Annotated in this window: 17 protein-coding genes; 7 read left to right on the plus strand and 10 right to left on the minus strand. The window is 58.4% G+C overall.

Annotated features, from left to right (window positions below):
- Window positions 1-63: 63 nt before the first annotated feature.
- Window positions 64-912 (plus strand): indole-3-glycerol phosphate synthase TrpC, encoded by an 849-nt coding sequence (trpC, locus tag AC6H42_RS01070; RefSeq protein WP_497547215.1) that lies wholly within the window; start codon window positions 64-66, stop codon window positions 910-912.
- Window positions 913-1,896: 984 nt separating this feature from the next.
- On the opposite strand, the gene AC6H42_RS01075 is transcribed toward trpC, so the two are convergent.
- Both AC6H42_RS01075 and AC6H42_RS01080 read right to left on the minus strand, forming a co-directional pair.
- Window positions 1,897-3,084 (minus strand): LOG family protein, encoded by a 1,188-nt coding sequence (locus AC6H42_RS01075; RefSeq protein ID WP_497547216.1) that lies wholly within the window; start codon window positions 3,082-3,084, stop codon window positions 1,897-1,899.
- A gap of 7 nt (window positions 3,085-3,091) precedes the next feature.
- Window positions 3,092-4,261, minus strand: coding sequence for an endonuclease/exonuclease/phosphatase family protein (locus tag AC6H42_RS01080; protein ID WP_497547217.1), 1,170 nt, complete (start codon window positions 4,259-4,261; stop codon window positions 3,092-3,094).
- Between the two features lie 327 nt (window positions 4,262-4,588).
- On the opposite strand from AC6H42_RS01080, the gene AC6H42_RS01085 reads away from it, so the two are divergent.
- Window positions 4,589-4,873, plus strand: coding sequence for an H-NS histone family protein (locus AC6H42_RS01085; protein ID WP_497547218.1), 285 nt, complete (start codon window positions 4,589-4,591; stop codon window positions 4,871-4,873).
- A gap of 156 nt (window positions 4,874-5,029) precedes the next feature.
- Window positions 5,030-6,616, plus strand: a complete 1,587-nt coding sequence (locus tag AC6H42_RS01090; protein WP_497547219.1) for a hypothetical protein — start codon at window positions 5,030-5,032, stop codon at window positions 6,614-6,616.
- A 135-nt stretch (window positions 6,617-6,751) separates the two neighbouring features.
- Here the strand turns inward: AC6H42_RS01090 and AC6H42_RS01095 are convergent, their stop codons facing one another.
- From AC6H42_RS01095 to AC6H42_RS01110, 4 genes are all read right to left on the minus strand, one after another.
- Window positions 6,752-7,171: a hypothetical protein gene (locus tag AC6H42_RS01095; protein WP_497547220.1), complete on the minus strand. Its 420-nt coding sequence runs from the start codon at window positions 7,169-7,171 to the stop codon at window positions 6,752-6,754.
- Window positions 7,168-9,525, minus strand: coding sequence for a hypothetical protein (locus AC6H42_RS01100; RefSeq protein WP_497547221.1), 2,358 nt, complete (start codon window positions 9,523-9,525; stop codon window positions 7,168-7,170). Before AC6H42_RS01100 ends, AC6H42_RS01095 begins: the two co-directional genes overlap by 4 nt.
- 349 nt (window positions 9,526-9,874) lie before the next feature.
- Complete coding sequence (locus AC6H42_RS01105; protein ID WP_497547222.1) at window positions 9,875-10,543, minus strand: restriction endonuclease; 669 nt, start codon at window positions 10,541-10,543, stop codon at window positions 9,875-9,877.
- Window positions 10,536-11,570 (minus strand): integrase domain-containing protein, encoded by a 1,035-nt coding sequence (locus AC6H42_RS01110; protein ID WP_497547223.1) that lies wholly within the window; start codon window positions 11,568-11,570, stop codon window positions 10,536-10,538. Before AC6H42_RS01110 ends, AC6H42_RS01105 begins: the two co-directional genes overlap by 8 nt.
- A 445-nt stretch (window positions 11,571-12,015) precedes the next feature.
- Here AC6H42_RS01110 and AC6H42_RS01115 point away from each other — a divergent pair, with 445 nt between their 5' ends.
- From AC6H42_RS01115 to AC6H42_RS01125, 3 genes are all read left to right on the plus strand, one after another.
- Entirely contained in the window at window positions 12,016-12,141 is a 126-nt protein-coding gene (locus tag AC6H42_RS01115; protein WP_497547224.1) for a hypothetical protein, read from the plus strand.
- Between the two features lie 618 nt (window positions 12,142-12,759).
- Window positions 12,760-13,824 carry a PRTRC system protein D gene (locus AC6H42_RS01120; RefSeq protein WP_497547225.1) on the plus strand — a complete coding sequence of 355 codons (1,065 nt, stop codon included), beginning with the start codon at window positions 12,760-12,762 and terminating at the stop codon, window positions 13,822-13,824.
- 1 nt (window position 13,825) lies between these two features.
- A complete protein-coding gene (locus AC6H42_RS01125) occupies window positions 13,826-14,086 on the plus strand; it encodes a hypothetical protein (protein WP_497547226.1) in 261 nt (86 codons plus the stop codon).
- A gap of 228 nt (window positions 14,087-14,314) precedes the next feature.
- Here AC6H42_RS01125 and AC6H42_RS01130 read toward each other — a convergent pair whose 3' ends face one another.
- Window positions 14,315-15,211: a LysR family transcriptional regulator gene (locus AC6H42_RS01130; RefSeq protein ID WP_497547227.1), complete on the minus strand. Its 897-nt coding sequence runs from the start codon at window positions 15,209-15,211 to the stop codon at window positions 14,315-14,317.
- A 183-nt stretch (window positions 15,212-15,394) separates the two neighbouring features.
- On the opposite strand from AC6H42_RS01130, the gene AC6H42_RS01135 reads away from it, so the two are divergent.
- Window positions 15,395-16,348 (plus strand): aromatic alcohol reductase, encoded by a 954-nt coding sequence (locus AC6H42_RS01135; protein ID WP_497547230.1) that lies wholly within the window; start codon window positions 15,395-15,397, stop codon window positions 16,346-16,348.
- A gap of 137 nt (window positions 16,349-16,485) precedes the next feature.
- On the opposite strand, the gene AC6H42_RS01140 is transcribed toward AC6H42_RS01135, so the two are convergent.
- The 3 genes from AC6H42_RS01140 to AC6H42_RS01150 all read right to left on the minus strand — a co-directional run bounded on the left by AC6H42_RS01140 (window position 16,486) and on the right by AC6H42_RS01150 (window position 21,133).
- Window positions 16,486-17,481: a S49 family peptidase gene (locus AC6H42_RS01140; protein WP_497547228.1), complete on the minus strand. Its 996-nt coding sequence runs from the start codon at window positions 17,479-17,481 to the stop codon at window positions 16,486-16,488.
- 11 nt (window positions 17,482-17,492) lie between these two features.
- The gene (locus AC6H42_RS01145) at window positions 17,493-18,080 is read right to left on the minus strand and encodes a hypothetical protein (protein WP_497547229.1); all 588 of its coding nucleotides are present in this window, start codon (window positions 18,078-18,080) and stop codon (window positions 17,493-17,495) included.
- Between the two features lie 329 nt (window positions 18,081-18,409).
- Complete coding sequence (locus AC6H42_RS01150) at window positions 18,410-21,133, minus strand: conjugal transfer protein TraG N-terminal domain-containing protein (RefSeq protein ID WP_497547231.1); 2,724 nt, start codon at window positions 21,131-21,133, stop codon at window positions 18,410-18,412.
- Between the last annotated feature and the right edge of the window lie 84 nt (window positions 21,134-21,217).

Consider the following 21,217-nt stretch of genomic DNA (forward strand, 5'->3'; position numbering starts at 1 on the left):
CACACAGCGTTTCAAAGTCCGGCCGCGCAAGCGGCCGTTCCCACTTAAGTGAGACCCATCACCATGCCCGACTTATTGAATCGGATCCTCGCGGTCAAGCGCGCGGAAATTTCAGAGGCCCGTCGCCGCCAGGATTTGGCCAGTTTACGCCGCGAGGTGGAATCAGCACCCGCCGAACAGCGCCGCACACGCGGCTTCCACGACAGCCTGCGCAAGAAAACCGCAGCCGGCCAACCCGGCGTCATCGCCGAAATCAAGCGAACTGCCCCATCGGCCGGCCTCCTGCGGCCCGATTTTCAGCCTGATGCGCTCGCCGCCGGCTATTCCGGCCACGGCGCCGCCTGCCTGTCGGTGCTCACCGATGCGCAGTTCTTCGGCGGCACGCCGGACGACCTGCGCAGGGCGCGCGGCGCCTGTGCGCTACCCGTGCTGCGCAAGGACTTCATCATCAGCCCCTATCAGGTGTACCAAGCGCGCGCATGGGGCGCCGACTGCATCCTGCTGATCGTCGCAGCGCTCGATCCGGCACTGATGGCCGACCTGGAGTGCCAGGCCCACACGCTGGGGATGGACGTGCTGGTCGAAGCGCATGACCAGCGCGAACTGGATGCGGCCTTACGGCTCCGTACGCGGCTGGTCGGCATCAACAATCGCAACCTGCGCACACTCGCCACCAGCCTGCAGACAACCATCGACCTGCACGCGAGCATTCCCCCGGACAGGTTGCTGGTCACCGAATCCGGTATCCGCACCCCCGGCGATGTCTCGCTGCTGCGCAAGGCCGGCATTCACGCATTCCTGGTTGGCGAGGCCTTCCTGCGCAGCCCGGATCCGGGTGCGGAAATGGCCAGGCTTTTCGGTTCCTCTGTCGACCCCGAACCATCGGCAATGCCGGGGCTGGCACGTGTTTGAAGACATGGCCCGATCGCCGGCGAGGATGGCATTCAGACCAGCCAAAATTGCCGGGATTACGGTCTTCCCGCACGCTACGCCACAGAACCGTCGCCCCCGGCGCGGGGATTAATTTCTTGCCGACACTAGTTCCGCTCCCATACGAAAAAAAAATCCCCAACTCGTAGCGAATGCGGCGACCTGCATACAGAGCCGGGCCGCTTGCCGCAGCGGCCCTCGGCTGCCAATTGCCGGGAGAGGATGTATTTCAACGGTGCGCCGTATTCGAAACTCTCGAGATAGCTTCGCGATGTCGGCTCTGAAACCTCTGCCGATCTATACAAGCCGGCGATTCGACGAAGGTCTAGAGGGCGCAGCGGAATTTCCTGTCGCAGGTGATACCTATACGTCAGAGTCCGAGGCCGGCTCGACCGCCACCTCCGGTCACCCTCAGTAAATTGCCTGCCCCTGCATCGAACTCCGGATCCAACCCGGCACCGCTGCGGCCGGGGGGAATAAACAAGCCACCGTCGTATCGTCTCCTGGCGACAGCCTCTGCAAAGCTGCCGAAATGCACCGGAAACATGGTGGATGCAGCACCTGGAAGGCACCGCGTGCCACCCATTATCGCGTGCTGCCTGGACGAACCAAATTCGGTTAAAAGAGCGTCGATCCAGTATGAGCAATCGTAGTGAAATGCGGCTCGGGTAACTCGAATGCGGAAAGCAAGCCGAATGGTGTTAGCGAGGACGGCTCGTAGCTCAACGAGTCGTCACCCAGCGCCGAGCCTGTTGCCTCACGCCGCCAACAGCCTCCGACGATTACAGGTAGGAACCATTCCCACAGTGACCCTTTCCACCATTGCATCGCTGCGCGCCGATTTCAAAGAAGGCGCACGCAGCGTGCACCGAAAAAAAATGAGAGCAGCCAGGAAGAGAGGCAACGAGCCGTACTTGTCACGCTGGCAACCGTGGCCTCTGATATTGGCGTCATTGTTGGCCTTGCTCAGGGCGCGGGTGGGTGGTTAACAATAAAGTTAATGGTTTCGTCGGCGCTGTCGGTAATGTGGACACAATCAAAAAAACCCTTCTCGGTGGCGAGCTTTTTGAGTAGCGGAAAAACTTTCTTGCGCTTGTCGGTCTTGGGTTTGTCGAACACCATTTCGTCCGGGTTCCAGTAGTCGCTGCCGAACAGCACCATGGGGCTCTTGGACTTGCCATAGTTGCGGTAATAGTTCTGGCAGGCGTCCTGAAAGATCTCCTGCACCGTACCTCCATTGCCTTCCGCGTAGATCACGCCTGCCCGCGCAATCCCCAGCAGGCCCTCCTCGCGGACGCTGTTCTCGAAGTACTTGGCGATGTCCGTGGAAAACACGTTGGGAGGCTCGTGACCGTAGAACCAGGTGGGGATCCCCAGGCTGCGCGACTTGGCCTGGTCAGCCGGCTTGCCCATCGCCTTCCACACCGTGTAGCATTCCTTTAGCCAAACGTCCCACTGCGGGGCTATCGGATCAAAGCTGCCCAGCGCAAGTGCATCAAGGGTCCGGGCCAGCGTTTCATCCGGATCGGCAAAGCCGGCGCAATAAGCGCCCAGATTACCCGCCTCCATCAGCCCGGGACCGCCTCCGGTCGCGATCGTATAGCCCGCTTGGCTCAGGGTCAGAGCCATCCGCGCCACTTGCGAGTAAATAGCGTCCTTGCGCGAGCGATCGTGACCGCCCATGATGGCCACGATCTTGTCGCCGTGTTGCTCGACGATCGGTTCCAGCGCCGCGCCGACGGTCGCGTCGTGCAACCGCCTGAGCAGCATTACGTCGAACGGCACTGCCAGGATTTGCTTGCTGGCGTCCATGTATGTGAGATAGACCCGGCGGTCGAAATACGTTTCCCCGGTTGCCGGATCGTGCGGGTCGTAGCCGCTGTACAGCTCCTCGGGCGTGTATAGCGCGATGGTATAGGGGTCGAAGGGAGCGGCGTCCAAGCGGGGCAACGGCGGCAGGATCACGCAACCGGCTGCGGCCGCCTTGCCGGTAAGGTCCGCATCCATCATGCAACCGATAAACGCGCAGCCTGCGAGCGGAGCCACCGCGACCTGTGCCGAGTCCGCCAGCAAGTCGACCTTTAAAAACACCGCCGGCTGTGGATCGGCCAGCCAGCTCACAAGCTGTTCACGGGTGAGGATATTTAGTTTCATGCGCGCCTCACAGATTGATGGTCATGACGATGGGGCAGTGATCGGATACCGCGAGCAGGGGATCGGGCTTGCCTTCGATCGGCCCCTTGCTGGCGCCAAGCTTGCCCAGCGGGATCTTCTCTGCAGACACAACTTTTGTTGCAAGTGCACTGGAGACTACGAAATGATCCAGGCCGATGGGGTTGCGGCACCCCAGCGCAAGCGGAGCGGACAGCGCCTTCCCCTCCTCCTTGGTTAAAAGCCTGGTCTTCGACGCGTCGCACAGGCTCTGGATAGCCGGGTCCGCGCTGCAACGCAAGTGAATCAGCTTGACGGAGCCGCCTGGCGCGGCGTCGAACACTTCGCGGAAGAGATTGCGGCTTGTAACCCCCTGCGCCATTACCTTGGATAAATCTCGTTCACCGTCCGAGCGGATTGCTTCGGCGCCCTCTACCGTGTTTTGGTCATGCCACAGATTGCGGTTGTAGTCGCCCAGCACGACGAACTGCGCGCCGCCGGCCGACAGATCCTCCACTGCCGCCTCCAACGGCCGCAGTTGCTTTTGGAGCGTCACACACGCGTCCAGGCTGGCGTCATCGAGCTTGCCGCGATGCAGCCCACTGACGCAGGAGGATTTGAGGTGCACCGTCATGAACCTGACCAACTGACCTCCCAGGCGAAGGCCCACCGTCAGGGCTGGGCGCACCTGATTGTCGGCGTCTAGCTCAGGGAGAGATAGGGGCGCGAACACCTTGCATGGCTCAGCCGGAGCACCGAGGGTTTTACGCCAGGCAAATGCAAGCCGCTGCACCTTGTGCTGGTCGTCGAATGAACAGATGTGGTACTCGCCGGCGTTTTTACCAAGGGCCTCACGCACGGCAGCGGTACCCGAAACCTCCTGAAAAGCGATCACGTCGGGCTTGACCGCGTCGTTGATGATACCGTCGATCTGGCGCAGGCGGTTGGCGAACGCCGGCGCCGTGACCGCAATCCCCTCGTAGGCGCCGTTTTGGTAAACACCGCACGGCGGCATGACGGATAAGCCCACCCCTTCGAGACTCGCGCGCGACTCCTTGATCATCCACCCGATTGTCCCTACGGCGCCGGCCGGGGCGAGATCCCATCGCTTGGTGCCCGGATTCTTAACGTACGACCGCGCGCACTTGTCTATCCAGTTGGGTAGTTCGGCGGTTGCCACGTGCCAGCCAAGGTTCCAGCTGGCCACCCGCAGGGGTTGCGCTGACACCAGCGAGCAGAGGCTTACCAGTAGCAAGCAAGTCAAGTATCGGCGCATTATTCCTCCTGTTAAAGGTTTTACAAGAGTAACTCGGTATAGATCCCGCGTCCACAATTTGTTGTCCTATTTTTAACTAGCCTTTTATGGTCCGCAACCTGCGCCAAAGCGCTCGAAACCTGTTGCCTTGCGACGCCGGCAGCATCCAACGATTTATCAAAATTGCACATGAAGCAACTGCTATGGTAAATTGTTGCAATAGCCCATTTCGCCACTCACCAAGGAAAAACCGTGCCCTCATATTCCCAAATTCAAGCACAAATCGCTGAACTGCAAAAGCAAGCCGAAGCTGTCCGCTCCAAGGAAATTTCAGCTGCTAAGGCTCAGATAGCTGAATTGATGAAGGTACATGGACTTACTCTAGCTGACTTGACGGGCAAATCGAAGCCTGCAAAGACGACCAACCCTGTAGCAGCGAAATACAAGGATTCTGTGTCGGGAGCGACTTGGACGGGCCGTGGGCGAGCTCCTCTCTGGTTAAATGGTCAGGACAAGACGACGTTCTTGATTAAATGATGTTTTGGGCATACTACCCCTCGTTAACAAAGCCAAACCGCTCCGACAAGCGAAACCATCCTAAGAGTCGAGGTACCCCCTCGTTGTCATTAAATACAACCATCACACGGTTCGAATAAGAACAAAAATACTTAATGTTTAAGGCTGGAATTGAGCATGGTCACAAGAGATCTAGGCAGGATGGGGGAAAGTGCTTTTAGTTTGTGGTGCTCCAGTGTTGGAGTTACTGCAAATCCATCTAGTGTAGACAGAGATGGTTGGGATTTTCTCATGGAGTTCGAGGGGTTCAAAGACGATGGGTCGATGCTATCCGATATTCACGAAGCCGCATTTACTTGCAAGGCGCAAGTTAAGTCGACGGACGGCCGTGATCGGAAGCTGGCAATCAAACTCTCCAACTTGCACCGGCTGGCAACAACGCCCATGCCTTCCTTCTACGTGTTTATTGAGTTTGACGGAAAAGAGTCAGCGCAAAGAGTCTTTCTGCGCCATGTTGATGAACCAATGATTCGTAAGATTCTAAGCCGGGTGAATGACGTCGAGCAGAAAGGTCAACGCCACCTCCTGCATAAAAAGACCATCACAGTCCATTATGATGACAGCCACCTGTTGCCCGAGGTATCTGGAGAGGTACTTTTCTCTAGAATGCGAAAGTATGTAGGAAATGGCATGGCTGAGTATGTCGCAAAAAAGAATTCGTATCTGAGGATGGTTGGTTTCGAAGACGGATTTGCGGATATTGTCATCACTGCGGAAGGCCCAGAGAACATAGCTAAGTTAGTGGATATGTCCTTGGGCTTAGCAGAGGCAGCGGATATTTCGGAATTCGTTACCTATAAGAAGAGATTTGGGAAAAGAAGCCCTACACCCTATCGACGTGATCGGCATGTCAAACTTGAAATGCCAGATCTAAAACCTGTTTGCGAAGGCACTTTGAGATGCAAGACCGATAGGCTCGGGCCATCGTTTGTATTTCCCGTGAAGATGTTCTCTTCTCCCTTTAACGGATGGGTTAACAAAGAGCAAAGAAAAGCCAGGATCGTCAGTGACTTCTTTGATCTAGTTTTCAATCCCTTCGATTTAACTCAAGGACTTCAACTAACTAACGCGCCAGGATTAACGCTCCACGGAAAAAAGAGCGAGCTTCGGGAACTGAGTCGTCACCTCAAATTCTTAGCACTGGTATCCACCCAGGGACAGCGGACTTATATTGATTTCGTAGTCGATTGCAAATCCTTGCTTTCGCTCGAAATGATTAGCCCTGGAATGACCTTTCAACTAAAAAATGAGCAAGAGGCGATCGAAGCTGGACTTAGGATTCTTGCGCTTCTCGACATCCAAAATTCCGTAGAGATCTCATTGGAGCAAGCCTCACACTACTCTTCTCGCATGATCGAAATGGATCGCGTTCTGAGCTCAGAGCCAAGTGCTTTTAAGATAATCATTCCACGCAGTGAAAAGCTGCCTAACCTTGTTAGGGAATGGGCATGTTTGAATTTCCTCACCACACCGGTAGGAGATATGTGGGTTGGGGTCTTTATGATCATCTTTGGCAGGCCAATTTTGTCGCCAGACGGCAGTTACACGTTATATTCAACTCAGAAAAAGCTTGCAGGGACTGTGATACGACTTAATGGGGAGGTGATGTCGCACGAAGACCTTCTCGCGGCAATTGACGAAATCGAGAGCGACTACGAAAATGAATTCGATGTAGTTCTCGCCTTTGATAAGAACAAAGTGTGAGCCATCTACAGCACCACTCCTAGGGACACCATCTTTCCAAATCCTCCAAGTTTGAGTTCGATGACACTAGATTGTTTTTGATATTGTTTAATTAACGCCTCGGCCTCACCCTTTAAGAACCAACGACAGAACCATTCAGACAGGACTGGATTCCAGGGTACTCAGTATACGATGCCCTTGCCGCGTCGGTCTCCGCCGTGCTAATGCATAGGCTTGGGCTAGCCGCTCTTCCGGGGCAATCTCGTGCCGCGCCAGCACCCCAGCAATCGCATCCGGCAATGGATCCTCGCCCTGCTGGCATCCGACCTGCAACAGCAAACGGATGTACAGGTTACAGCAACGTTCGCTGGTCAGGTTCAGCTCTAATGCGTGGGTCAGGGCCGCGCGCACGAAAGCGAACGCCTCGTCCCCCTCGTGGGCATGTTGGACTGTATCCGTCGCAGTAAAGCGCGCCGGGTAATCGCACCGCAACTGGGCGGCCATGCGCTCGATGAACACGTTACGCGCGCGGGCGCGGAATACCTGAATCTGCGCGTCGCGAATTATTAGCGTCATGCCAAGTCTCCTTCGTCGCCGTCCCATGCATGATTACCCACCCACAGCTTGGCTTTCGGCGACCGCCAGTCCTTATGCTTTGCTCCGCAGTATGTCCAGTCAGCATGGTTCGAAAAGACAAGGCCTTCCAATTCCAGCCATTGGTCGAACTGCATGCGGGTCTTGCAAACAATAGCCGCGCCATCAAGCTCCATGCTGGGCGCATCGCACAGATAAAGTTTGCCTAGCAGCGTCGGCTGGTTGTTATACATTCTAGTATTCGGTTCAGGCTGATCGTTACGATTCAGTCTGATATCGCGGGCATCGACATGGTTATCCCGCTCAGTCCACTCATCCGGGATGGTCCTGCGCATTTTCCACTGCGCCGATTTGACTTGGCGCACCTCCGCCGGTTGCAGAGCCGCAATGGCAACCATCCGGCCGACCGCGCAACCCCGCTTTGCCAGAACGCCCAGCTGGCGCAACTCGTCAGTTGGCGGGGTCGCCTTGGCGTGCTTGAAATCGATATCCTGCGGGCAGTCTGCCGGCAGCGTCCCGGTGATTTGTATCTTCATTTGCGCCCACACCACCCACACAACCACGCTGGAAGTTTCGGCTCCGAGCGAAGCCACAAGTTCGAGGCGCGCCGCCGCCGCTCGTGGGACCTCAGCGCTAACGCCAACCCCAGCCGGCCGGCCATCAACCTGCCACTTGACCGCCCCAAGATCGCCGCCGCCCGACTTGACGGCGCGCGCGACCACGGCAACACCCAGCTGCGGCACGATGAAATGCAGGGTGCCGTCCACCCAGTACCCCTCGCTGGGGTTGTTGTCGCACATGACCTCGATTCGCAATCTGTCTAATTGCTGTTCCAACGCGGCTTCAGTTAAATCCGCCGAGCCGTCGCGTGGCTGTCCAGGGCCGGAATACGGAATATGCCCTTTGCCCGGATGCCAAATACCACCGGCGCGCGATGTACCTGCGCCATCGGTCGGCAGATGCACAACCAGGGGCCGGCAACTATGGTCGGCCGCCAGCACTTCCGGCACGGCATGGCCCTTGTATGTCAAATAACGCCAGGTGTCGCCGTCAAACTTAATGAACGGTTTGTGCTGTTTGGCTTCCGCCAGCGTGTTGTACCAGCGCACCGGCGGCACGCTCATGGTCGAATCGTAGCACCAATCCACCCTGGCGAACTGGACGCAAAGTAAGCCATGTACGGAATAACCCTTCATCATGTGGCGGATTGTCGTGGTGCCGTTGTGCACGGTATATATCCGCTCCAAATCGATTACTTCGCCCGTTTTGAAGCCCAGCGTGCCGAGCACATCCAGATACAATGTGGCAAGCTGGTTGCACTGGGCGCCGACACGCCCACCATCGGGATTGTCAAGCACGTTCCATCCTTCATTACGTACGTCGTAGCTCGGCGCGGCGACGTCGTCGGTGGGGTACGGTATCGGCTGAATCTTTTTCTGCGAGTGAAACAGCGCAGGCATGTAGCCATACTTCCAGCGGCCGTGGTACTCCCGTACGTTCTGGACAATCTGGTATACCAGCCCGTGCGGCGAATCGATATCCGCTTGAGACGACTGATTCGCCCACAGGCAGGCGTGCAGCAAGTGCCGGTACGATGCGAACGGAACGAATCGCGGCACGCCGTTCAGAGGCAACAAATCTTGGTTCGGCACGTCGACCAGGCGCAGCAGGGCCACGCGCAGCTCCCGGTCTAGCGCCACTACGCGCGCAATCCGCGCATCACCAGCCTCGTTCGCCTTTTGCCGCTTGTTCGGCTGCTCGCACGGCATCATCGGGTCATCGACCCCGTGGCCGCCCGAAGGGCCTCCTACCGGGCCCTGCCACGTGAACTGGCACAGGCTCACAAAGACCACCCCGATCTTTTCCGTCCATCTGGCCTCCAGCGTAACCTCGCAAGTCATCACCTGTCCGGCGACACTTAATACCCGGGTCGGCAGCTGGAGATCCAGTGCGTCGCAGAAGGTGTCGTTTTGCTCGGCGGGTCTGCGCACCTTTGCGCCGGAATTTGGCGCGCCGTTGACTGTGGAGGTCTTGATGCGGAGTGTTTCGACTGTACAGTGCAATGAAATTTCACTATCCACCGCTGGCGGCGGAATTCTCGCCGACAGGTCCGGCAAATACAGGACAATTTCCAGTTGAATGTTCGTGGCGGCCGTCACATACACCGCACAATAGTCCGGTTCATCTGCAATGCCCACGTCGACCAGGTTGCATTCGGGCGGGAACGCAAGTTCCTGGACATGATGGATGTGCCCGCCAGCCAGATCAGCGGTAATCTGGCGGCGCCAGACTGGGTCCATGTCTGCCATTGCGACGTTCGCGTTGAAATTGTACATCACCGCCTCTTGTTTTAGATCCGTACCGGTGCCGCCTGACTTGAAGGTGTACGGTTGCCGCACGATAACCGGTCCGCATTGAAATGAACAGATATTTTTTTGTCATGCAAGCGTCTGTGGAACGCTGTGATAGGGCGTGGCACGCGCTCCGACAAGTGCAACACCCTGAGGGCCAATGGAATCTGTGCATTGGAGCGAAGGGGATGATCGGCTGACCTCCCTGGCACTGCACTTTTGACCACGCTCTTGGTGTAACGGGCCGATCGCGAACCCGAACGCTGGCAGAGAAGGAGCGATCCAAACCAGCCGCATCGGTCTTACCTTCATACGGCCTACCAGCCCTCACGTTTCAGTTTCCACCCCGAACTCGATACTCCAGTACTCGAGACAGCATCAGCCGCAGCAACCGATCCCCGCTCAGCAAACCGATATAGCAGGCGTCCAATTGAGGATACAGGCCACCGCCGCTTCGGCCGGTGTGGACAAACAACCCGCCGTCATACTCCCCTCTCGCAACTGCGTAGCCGAACGCACTGACATGCGCGAGGCAAATGCGCCCCCGGTAGCGCTTGCACTGCACCGCATGCCAGCCAAGGCCCGGCAGCCATACCGCACCATCGACACCGCCGTCGCCGCTGTACCGTTTGCCGCGCAACACCATCAGACCCGCGTCCTCCAGCGCCGACATCACCACCTCCTCGAATACCAGCGGATCAACCGCCCGCAAGTACGCCAAGCTGCGCGCATGGGAGTCGGGCTCCTTGAAGCCCCGCACTGTGCGAAGTACCTTCCGCGAGCGGCGGACGTTTCGCATATGACCCGGCATATGAAATAACCGTGCGGCATTCACAAGGCGCGACAGGCAGCGAACCGCCAGTCTCCCGAGCGCGGCGCCCCAGCGCCTAAAGCGCGCCGCCCATGCCGCGTCCCAGCCGATCCGGCGCCGGTGGCCCCGACGGTACGCCTTGCCGCCCAGCCGCTGGCGCGCGCTATTCCCTTTCCATGCGTCGTCACGCATCGTTCCTCCCTCCTCTCGTGCGTACCGATCCAAGATAAGCGGTGCTGATCTGCGGCCGGTGGTGCCCAAGTTGTTCGGCGACCTGGCGATAGGCGTCGCGGCGCACGGCAGGGTCTAGGGACGGATCGCCGCCACGCACCGGGGAACGAACCTGCGCCAGCTCGAAGTACAAGTCGTTGGCGAACTGGTGACGCAAGCCGTGCGCGGTCACGCCTAGATCATTGCGCGTCAGGCCAGCGCTGCGCACCACATTGGAAAAGCGGTCCAGCGACTGCTTCAGCGACAGGCCAGGCGCACCGATGTGGCCGCAGCGCTTGCGCACCATCGACCGCGCTTCCTCCAGCGCCTGCCGTTGCTCGTCGCTGCGCACCGCCGTGTAGCGAAGGCGCCCACCCTTCGTGCCGCGCTTAACGCGCAGGAAGCTGACGAAGCGTAGCGCGGCCGGGTGGCCCTCGGGGAGCGCGTAGGAAGGCACCTCTGCCATATGCGGCCAGAACATCACCGCTTCCTTGCGGCGCATGCCAAAGGCCAGCATGAGCCGCAGCTGCAGGCCAACATGCCGGTCAATCACCGCCACCCGATCGATCAAGGTGCACGGATCCACGGCGCCGCCTTCCCAGCTGCGATCGGACGCGGCCGCGTATCTCCTGGCCACCAAACCCGGATCGCTCACATAAGCCTGCGCCTCGTGGACCAGGCCGCACTTGCCGACCCAGCCGGCATATACCCGCAGAATGGACAGCTGCTGCTGGATGTAGGCGGCGCTGCATGGCTGCGGACGCAGCCGTCCGCCCTCCTCCCCGTCGGCGCACCAATACCGGACCAAGGCGGCGACATGACGCTCGCCCAAGTTGTCCGGCGAGGCCGTGTAGCCGAGCCGGCGCAGCAGACCGAACATCCGGAACAGCGCCTGGCGGCGCGCTTCGCGCGTGCTGTGCGCGACGACCTTGTTGCGGAACGCGTGCATTTCGTTGTGCCGGTCGATGATCGCGGCAAGACGACCACGCCAGTCGTCAGTCTTTCCCATGTGCCGTTACCTCCTGCTTCTTGCGAATCCTGCCTGACGAAAGCGCCTCCATTGCCGGCTGGCGCCCCATGCGGCCCGCACACCCATCCTGCCGCACGGGCCATGCGCGGCAAGTCCCGGATTTTCAAAGACCATGCGCGGCCGGTCCCGCCGCATGGAGTTGGATAACTACGGTGTCGTAAAAATGAGCATGTACATGGACAGCGGATTTCGCCTTCTGCCTCATGTCCCGCCTCCTGGGCGGACGGTGCCGCGCAGTGCGCAGCAAGGACATCACGTGGCGGGCATCGCCGCATAAAACACGCCGCACCACCTCGCACGGTTATCCCCGGCCCTACCACCAGGCCGCTTCGTGCTGCCGTACGTACCGGGTTGTCCGTCGCTTCTCGCGGCGGCGTCACAACAAGGCACCGCCTGCGCGGTGGCCGTACGAGCCAAGGGGTGTATGGAGAATCCGGAAGACGGCATCGCCGCTCCCATGCAGCCGGACTTGCCGGTGCTGTTCGGACACGTCCGCATGGACGTGCTGCGCGAGGCGGGCCTCGAAGCCGGACCACGCATTCCTGGGTGAAGTCACCCGTATTTACAAGAAAATGGACAGAGAGAACAGCGGCGTCCCTGCCTCATTGAGGCAGCAACGAACCGCAATCAGCGCATCGATGCGCGAACATGACATCGGCATCGCCGAGTAGACGGGTAACGACCGCAACGGACCGTATCGCAAGCCAGCGCCGCATTCAGAACTCGATGTTCACGGAAGCGGGTCCGGACAGTGCTGGCAGAATAGGAGGCGGATGCACGGTTGTCAAGGGCTGCGGAGGGATCGAAAAATTGTCGATTTATGCGCAAAATATTTTGTAAGCATCGCAAAAGAAGATCCTGCCCCGGAAGGATGCCGCCTGGTCGATCGCCTCTGATTGTAAAGTTGGGATGACGACTGCCGGAAAAGACCCGCCGGGCGCGTCGCGGCCCATTCCCCACCGCGAGCCGGGAACTGGCCGGCACGCTTTGCGAGCGCGGAGCATAGCGGCGTTCATCGGCGATCCTGCTGCACGACTCGCCCACCCGATGCCGAAACCCTGCCCTTCCGCTTCCGACGGCAAAAGGCCCAACAAAAGCGGCCGTTTCCACGTGGACGAGAAATTCGTCAGTCCATATTCTTGTTTCAAAACACGGATTGAGGAAAATCATGGAACCCATCGTACGAGCCGTGGATGTCGGGCGCGGCAACACCAAATTCGTCGCCGCAGTCAGAAATGGAGACCTGCGCTGCGAGATGTTCCCTTCGCAGGCGCATCCGTCGGAGGGCGCGCTGGAAGCCGAAGCGTGGGGCACTCGCCGCAAAACCATCGGCATTCCTGCGGGAGGGCTGGTGTACGAGGTAGGGCCGGACGTGCACCTGGCGGCCGACGTCTTCAATGCGAACGTGCTGCAACACGACCGCTACTGCGACACGCCGGAATACCTGGCGCTGCTGCTGGGCGCCCTGCACTACATGCACGTCGAGCACATCGACCTTCTCGTCGTCGGCCTTCCCGTGGCCACCTTCAAGATCAAAGCCCTGGTCAGCGCCCTGGAGCGCCGGCTAACCGGCGAACACGAACTGGTCAAAGGCCGGCGCGTTCGCGTGGCGCGCGTGAAGGCAATCGCGCAGCCTGCCGGAGCCCTGATGTACTACGGGCTGACGCACAGCAAGGTCGCCCAGCTGCGCAAGGAGCGAAGTCTGATTGTCGACCCTGGCCGGCGCACGTTCGACTGGCTGGTCACCCAGGGCATGCAGCAGATCGACAAGCGGAGCAACTCGGTCCCGCGCGGAATGCAGGATGTCCTCCAGACGATCATTGAAGGGATCAGCCGCAACACGGGATCGCACTTCCGAGAATTCGAGATCGTGGACGCGGCGCTACGGACTGGAAAAAAACCGGTGGTCTTCCAGCAGGAATACGACCTTACCCGACACCTGCCGCTGGCGCAGAAAATACCGCAGCAGGCTGTCGCGGAGATGCTGCACTACGTCGGCGACGCCAGCGACATCAGGAACATCATCTTGGTGGGCGGCGGCGCGTTTTTCTACAAGCCGGCATTGAAAGCAGCGTTCCCGCGCCACACGATCCATGAGCTGAAGGACCCGATCTTTGCCAATGTCAAAGGTTTTCAGTACGCCGGGATGGACCTGGCCAATGCGCTGGCCGCCGGCACGGAAGTCCATGTCGGCGGCGCTGAGCAAACCGGCGATGTAGGCACCGGAGAATGACATGGCCAAGGCACTGCGAATCAACTTCGAACTCGACCGCGCGGACAACCCTCCCCTGTATGACGAGCTGATGCAATTCGCCAAAGGGGTCAAACGGGTAAGCAGGCTCCGAACGCTCGCCTACGCAGGCCTATTATCGCAGAGTCGGCGTGACAGCTCCCCATTCTACGAAGGGCAGCTGAACCCAACCGAAGGTTCGCAGTCGAATCCCAACGAAATCGCGGCGTCACTTGAACTTTTTGGCCCGTCTGCGGACGCGTGACGTACCACCGCCTGTTTCCTACCAGTCTCGATTCGGCAGTCTCGGGCTCGATGCTGGGCAGGTGTAGTGGTGAATGTTGTGCTGCGCAAGCGGTGTGTCTGCATCCACTGTGGAGCCGAGTACCAGGCGTAGCCCGTAGTTTTCTGGTTGAACCGCAGCTGTGGATCGTCGGAGGCCTGATCGCTAAAGCACAACTCGCCATCGAGTACAATCGGCAGAGATCGGCCACTAGCAGACATTGCTGAAAAGCTCGGCGGTCCAATCGGCGAACGCTTGCATGGCCGGCGAGAGAAAGCGGTGATGAGGGTAGATCAGCGACACCGGCACGGGTTCCGGTCGCATGTTGGCCAGTACCTCGACTAAGTCTCCGCTGCGCAAATGGTTGGCCACCAAAATCTCAGCCAATTGCATCAGGCCGCCTCCGGCTAGGCCCAGTTTGATGTACAGCCCAGTCTCGTTAACAGCAACCGTGCCGGCAACCGGCACAGCAACCCTGTCTCCGCCCTCCGCGAAATGCAGCTCACCCGTCCGCCGAGTCGTGCTGGAAAAGTAGTGAACCGCGCGGTGGCGTTGCAAATCCTCCAGACTTTCGGGAATGCCCTGTTGATTTAGATAGGATGGTGTCGCGCAGGTGATCCAGCGCAACTCGCCTAGGCGGCGCGCGACCAGCGTCGAGTCGTGGAGGCTACCTGTACGGATCACGCAATCGACGCCATCCTGTATCAAGTCCACCTGACGATCATTTATGCCGATCATTAGATAGATATCCGGATACCGCGCCTGGAATTGCGCCAACTGGGAAAGGACCACGGCATGCGCGATTCCGCCAGGCATATCCACTCGCACTCTCCCTTGCGGGTGCTCAGCGCAGCCGTGCAGGCTGGATTCCGTGTCGTCAATCAGGTCAAGTATCTCGCGGCAGCGGTGAAAGTATCGCTCGCCCTCTGGTGTCAAGCTAAGGTTTCTGGTGGAGCGGTTGAGCAGACGTGCCCGCAAATGTTTTTCCAGCCGTTTGATGATGCCGGTCACTGATGACGCCGGTAAGCCTAGCGTCCCCGCTGCACGAATAAAACTTCCGCTTTCGACCACGCGAAGAAATACCTGCATTGCTTGTACGCGGTCCATGTGTTGCCCTCATGCGATTAGCGAAAATGGAACTATAACTCATGATTATTCGGATTTTTCGAATGTTGAAAACCTCCAGTGCTACTTTTTCTGCATCGCGGCAATCGCTACAGTGAAGCTATCAAATTCACAGGAGAATCAATAATGTCCGATCAAGTCCGCCAACAGCTTGTACCACTTATGATGAACCCAGCAGATCCTGACGCCATGTCTCAAAACATTCTCGTGCTCGGCGCCGGTGAACTCGGCCTGCCGGTGCTGCGCAGTCTCGCGAACCGCGCGAAGTCGATCAGTGGGGTGAAGGTCAGCGTCCTGCTGCGTGCAAGTGCCGTTGAGTCAAACTACGAGGACAAGCAGCGTGATATCGCGGAGATTCGGGATCTTGGGATTGAGATCGTCCTAGGCGATCTGGTCAAGAGCTCCATCGATGAGCTCGCCGTGCTATTCGCGCGCTATGACACCGTCGTAGGTTGCGCTGGCTACGCGGCTGGCGTCGACACGCCAATGAAGTTGGCGCGCGCTGCCTTGCAGGCGGGAATTCCAACGTATTTTCCATGGCAGTTCGGCGTCGATTTTGACGTGATCGGACGGGGGAGTCCGCAGGACATTTTCGACGCACAGTTGGACGTGCGTGAGCTTTTGCGCAGTCAGCACGTGACCGAGTGGGTCATTATCTCAACCGGCATGTTTATGAGCTATCTGTTCGAGCCCGAATTCGGCGTTGTAGACCTGCAAAGAAATTTAGTCCATGCACTGGGCAGCCTAGACACCGCTGTGACGCTAACAACTCCCGATGATATTGGAGCGCTGACTGCCGAGGTGCTGTTCGCTATACCTCGAATCCGGAATGAGATTGTCTTCCTGGCCGGCGACACCGTGACTTATGGCGAAGTTGCGGACAAACTGGAGTCCTCCCTAGGCCGCCCCTTTGGCCGATCGGTTTGGAGCGAAGAGTATTTGCTGGACGAACTCGCACGCGATCCGAACAATATGATGCGCAAGTATCGTGCAGCCTTCGCTCAAGGTCGGGGTGTCGCTTGGGACAAGCGTGGCACGTTCAATAGCCAACGCGGCTTCGCGGTTACGGACGTGGTATCGTGGATCAATACGAACCTGATTTCCGGCCGCAGCAAGTAATTGTTGTCAATGGGCCAGGTGAAGGCATTGACGGCTGTTGTCAGCGTTCTGATGACTATCTGCTTTGGGGCGGCTGCTGCGGGTCGCCAGTCGCCAGTCGGACATCGCGTGCTAGGTCAAGTATGAACCAGTTCACCTCATCGAAGCTGCCAACCGGCAGTTCGTCCGGAGTCGACGACTGTTTCGGCTATCGATCTTCCGAGAGCAGTGGCGAAGTGCGTCATGGACGGCTCACGTGGTCCGAAGTCAAATTGCCTCAGACCGGGCGCTGTCTTCAGCAAATCCTCCAGACTGCCGATCTCGTCGACGAGCCCGATCTTTTTCGCTTCGATACCACTCCACACTTCGCCAGTGCCGTAGTCGGTCCCCGCTTTGAGATGATGCCCACGGCGCGCCTTCAACTCGCCAACGAACACGGCGCCCACGTCGTTCACAAGCCTCCAGGCTTTCGCGTCGGACTCTTTCGACAGCGGGGTAAAAGGATTGAGGAACGCTTTCAACTTGCCGGATGCGTACACCCGCTGGCTGACGTGTATCTGGGCGATCGCTCGGTCCAGCTGCCATGGTGCAATGATGGCGCCGATGGACCCCACCAGACTGTACTTCCCCGCCAGTATGCGATCCGCCTGCATGGCGTTCATGTAGGCGGCCGAAGCGCCGACGTTTCCGATCACCGCAGTGACCGGTTTGGGGTATTTCTGCTTCAGTAGCGCGATCGCCGAATTGATCCTCTCAGCCTCGGCGGGCGAGCCGCCAGGGCTATCGATCGCGAGCACCACATGCTTCACACGCTTGTTAGTAAAGGCGTCCTCCAAAGCAGGCACCACTTTGTCGGCCGCCGCGAGCGCGCCTTGGGCGATCTCTCCTTTGATGTGCACAACGCCAACCGCATCGTTGAACGGACCGAACGACACACCGGAATAGCCGGCCAGGAAGACAGCGCCTGCCGCGATCGGCCCCAGCACCAGCACGGTCTTAAACCCGAGATTCCAGCGCCGTTCTGATCTGCGTTCGCGCGCCAGCGCGCGCTGCTCTTCCCTCAGCGCCAGTTGTTGGGCATGCAGATCCATACACATCTGCATGAACAAGGCCTGCGTATCTGCGGGCATCCCCGTCGGTTTTTGCTCGTCCATTCTGCTCTCCACTAGTCACGTCCGCAGTTTCCGCCCATCCCGAACAGGACCTGGCCAACGGTAAGCTTCTTCGGACACTCGTTTTTCCCGTCCTGCTGAAGTCCACTGTCCGATTGCCTATCTGACTCGATCCATGGCGAGCGGGTGCGGATCATCTCGTCCACGGATTGCTTCGCTTCGGCTGCGGCAAGTCGGTCTTTGGCATCTTGCATTTTCTGGATCCGGCATTTAATCTGAAACGAATGCGGATAGTCGGATGTCGGCGTCGGTTCGCGTTGGACATCGGAGATATTGCAGAGCTCATGGCTGACTTGGCGAAATGCGCTGTCGTCGTCTGCTCTGCCGTACTCCGTGTGTAGTATGAGGAGCTGCCCATTCTTGCATTCAGTGGTAACAAATTGAAGCGCGAGACGAGCGTAAATTTCACCCGCGCCGCGCGTCCTAGCTGGCACGAACACCTTACGGGTCAGCCGATAATTGGTCATGGGGGAAAGATCGCACACGCTCTCGTCTGTGGCTCGGCCGGCCAGCGACACAGCGTGAGCATCGGGCCAGAACGAAAAGCTAGCAGCAATCAATGCAACAGGTAGAATCCGCATTTTCGGCCTCCAAGAGGTAGTGACATGAACATCCTAAGACACCTATTCCTACTTTCAAGTTGCGGCATGGTAGGAGGTTGGCTCCTCGTCCAGACGGGCCTGGCTACTCGTGCACTCATCGCTGGAACAGTCGTTACATCCGTCTTGATCATTCTGTACCTCATTCTCCGCTGCATCGACTGGATGCTTAGCCATCCGCCCTCTTTGCCCGACGAACGTGCCGCCAAGTTCGATGCCAATAGCTGGGACGACTGGCACCCTTCGCGCGCGTTTGACTCCCACGGGCGGCTTCAACTCCACCGAAATCGCCACATTCGCAGATAGCAGGCTTACTTCAATTTCTGCTCGACCTTTTCCAGGAGCTCTTTAGTCTTTCTCGCTACCACATCCGGGTCCGCTTTAACCTGAGCATTTGCTTTTTCAAGCAAAGACGACTCTGCGGATACGTGGTTCTCCGCCGTCCTTCCAACCTTTTCATTGTCGAAGCGTTCTTCACGCTCGCTCGCCTTTTGAGCCAGTTCGCTGCCCTTGCGAGCGATCTCTTCCCGCACACCCACGCTATCACCACCCTTATCCTGATTGCCCTGGCGTTGTGTTCCCGTACGAGGCTCGGATTTGACGCGCTGTCGATATTCGACCATCGCCTCACTTACATCCCCCCCACCCTTGCGCTGCGCCCTAGCCTTCAAATACTCATCACTAACGTCACTAAACGACGCAGGTAGGCCACCAGGGCTAGTTATCCGAGCCGGCGTCCGGGCGACATTGCCAAGGAACGATTCGAGCTTGATTAGACCAGCCGTGCTATCCGAACGTTCGCCTTGCAGGAGCTGTTCGAACAGGTCGATGTTCTGCGGATCTTTTGCCAGATCTTTGCTAATGGACTCACCCCGCTGGTACGCAGCTGAGAGACTTTCCGAGAACTCCGTCTGCTCTCGCAGACTTGCTTCGGCCCGCTCACTACGTGCCACGCTCTCCGCCAGACGGGCAGATATTTCGTTTCCGTTTCGGTGGTCGCTAAGCACTGACGCTACAGTGCTGGTGCTTCTGGTGGCCATGTCAGCAAATTCCTTGAATTTCGCCTTGTCCTCACTACCGAGCGTGCTCTCTATCCGTTGATCCTGCTTTTGGGCGGATGCAGAATAGTCCTTGCCAGCATCGGCGAAAATCCGCCCGCCAACGTCCACTGGTGATAGGCCCTTCACGGCGCCGGGCAACCCCACACCCAAGTGGGACGTCCCGCCAAATGCCACTGACGCCACTTGCTGCTCGCTCGCCCCAGTCGAAGCGGCGACTAACTTAGCAATCTGCATCAGTTCTCCAATCTTTTCACCGACTCGTTCGCTGCTCGATGTCGAACTTCCATCAGTCCGGCTTTGCGACTGCACCCTGGAATTCGCACTTACCAAAACATCGCTCAATGCCGCAGCTTTCTCTTGTGACGCAGCGACCGTCTCCGCCTTCGCGGCCGCAACCGAGCGCGACGACGCCTCGACATGCTGCTGCGAGATCTTCGTGTCAATGACACGCGAAACGGGGCCTTCATTCGCCAGTGCTTTCGCTGCCGTTAGGCCACTCAGTACGCTCGAGGTATAAGTGTTACCGGTAGCGCTGTCCTGCCAACTGCGGAAGAATGCGGAAGTCCGATTAGGAGCCAGCGACACCTGGTCCATGCTGGTATTGCCCATTGAGACGTTCCCGGTAGCCGCCGCTGAAGAGCTACTGCTGACCGAGGATAGCAATCCATGGACACCCGAAACGAGGGCAGTACCCAGTGTTTCCATCCGCTTCAATGCCGCCCACGCGATAAACGGAATACTCATGGTCATGTAGCCGACAATGGCCTCGCCGGATATCGCGCTGGAGTAAATCGAAGAGGACGTGAGCAAGGACAGTGCACCCGCGCCGCTGCCCACCGCTGCTGCCGCCGCCAAATCGCGCGCGGCGTACACCATCGCCATGTAGTTCAGAATCGCATACAGCGGGGGCCAGAGCTGGATCCAGATCAGAATGGACACGTAATTCTTAAGCCCCGTCATGGTTTCCCGACCGCTGGTCAGCAACAGCAACAGGACCACAATCACGAAGATGGCGTAGGTTATGGCTTCGACGGTGTTGCGAATGACGGGCAGCGCCTGTTCAGCTACCTTGCCGTTGTTGATCCACGCAGCATTGGTTTGTGCGACGGCCTGCGCCCTGCCAACGGCCAGAAGAATAGACGCGGGGTCATTGATCTTCTGCCCTGCCATCAACGAGGTATCGTTTAGCGCATTGATCAACGCGTTCTGACGGATGATGGCGGTAGCACTGGCGGCTGCGTCCGCGATGCCGTTCTTGATATAGGCTTGTTGAATCTGGCCGGCAATCACCGCAGCAGCGGCGGCGCCCGATAGCGTTGGGTTCATTCGCCTGGCTAAGATACCCTCAAGGAGGTTTACCTGAACGGGTATGCGGCCGTTCAAATTTGCATAGGCCTCTGTGCAGGGCATCACTGTCATTGTGCCCGACGCGTCGGAGATCGTCGTGAACCTGGCAGGGTTTGGCGATCCCATTTCCGCCCACACGTCGTCGGAGGACGCAAACGCTTCCGGAGATAGGTGGCCGGATGCAAGATCGTACATCGTGCAATTCCCAATAAAGTTGATCATGTCCATTCGGAATGCGGGATTCTGAAACACGACCTTGCTCGCCTCACGGATCAATCGATTCCCGAACAACAAGCCATTACGTTGGTAGGCCAGTTCTGACGGCAGTCCGGCGGCTCCTGGCAATGCCTGCATAGCGGTCTCGTAAAGCTCGGTCAAAGTATTCCCCACTCTGCTGGTCAACGAGCCAAGCGCTGCAAGTCCGAACGGCACGTTGTCAACCACTGTTACCGCCCCCGCTCCTGTCTTGTCCACGATACCCACCGTCACTTTGGGCACAAAAAGCACTGACAGCACTAACGTAATCGATGCCAGCCAGTACCAGCCCTGCAGCTTGTCCGGCGCGATAGCGTAGGCAAGTAACGCCGCGAAGAAGCCGCAGAATGCGACTGAACCGGACCGGGATATTGAGAGGCGCCTCGGTTTGAGTCATGCCGGGATGGCTTGACTCGATAGTTGACGATAGTAGTTCATTTCAGCTTCGGCCGGTGG

Source organism: Massilia sp. NBRC 108631 (assembly GCF_059704565.1).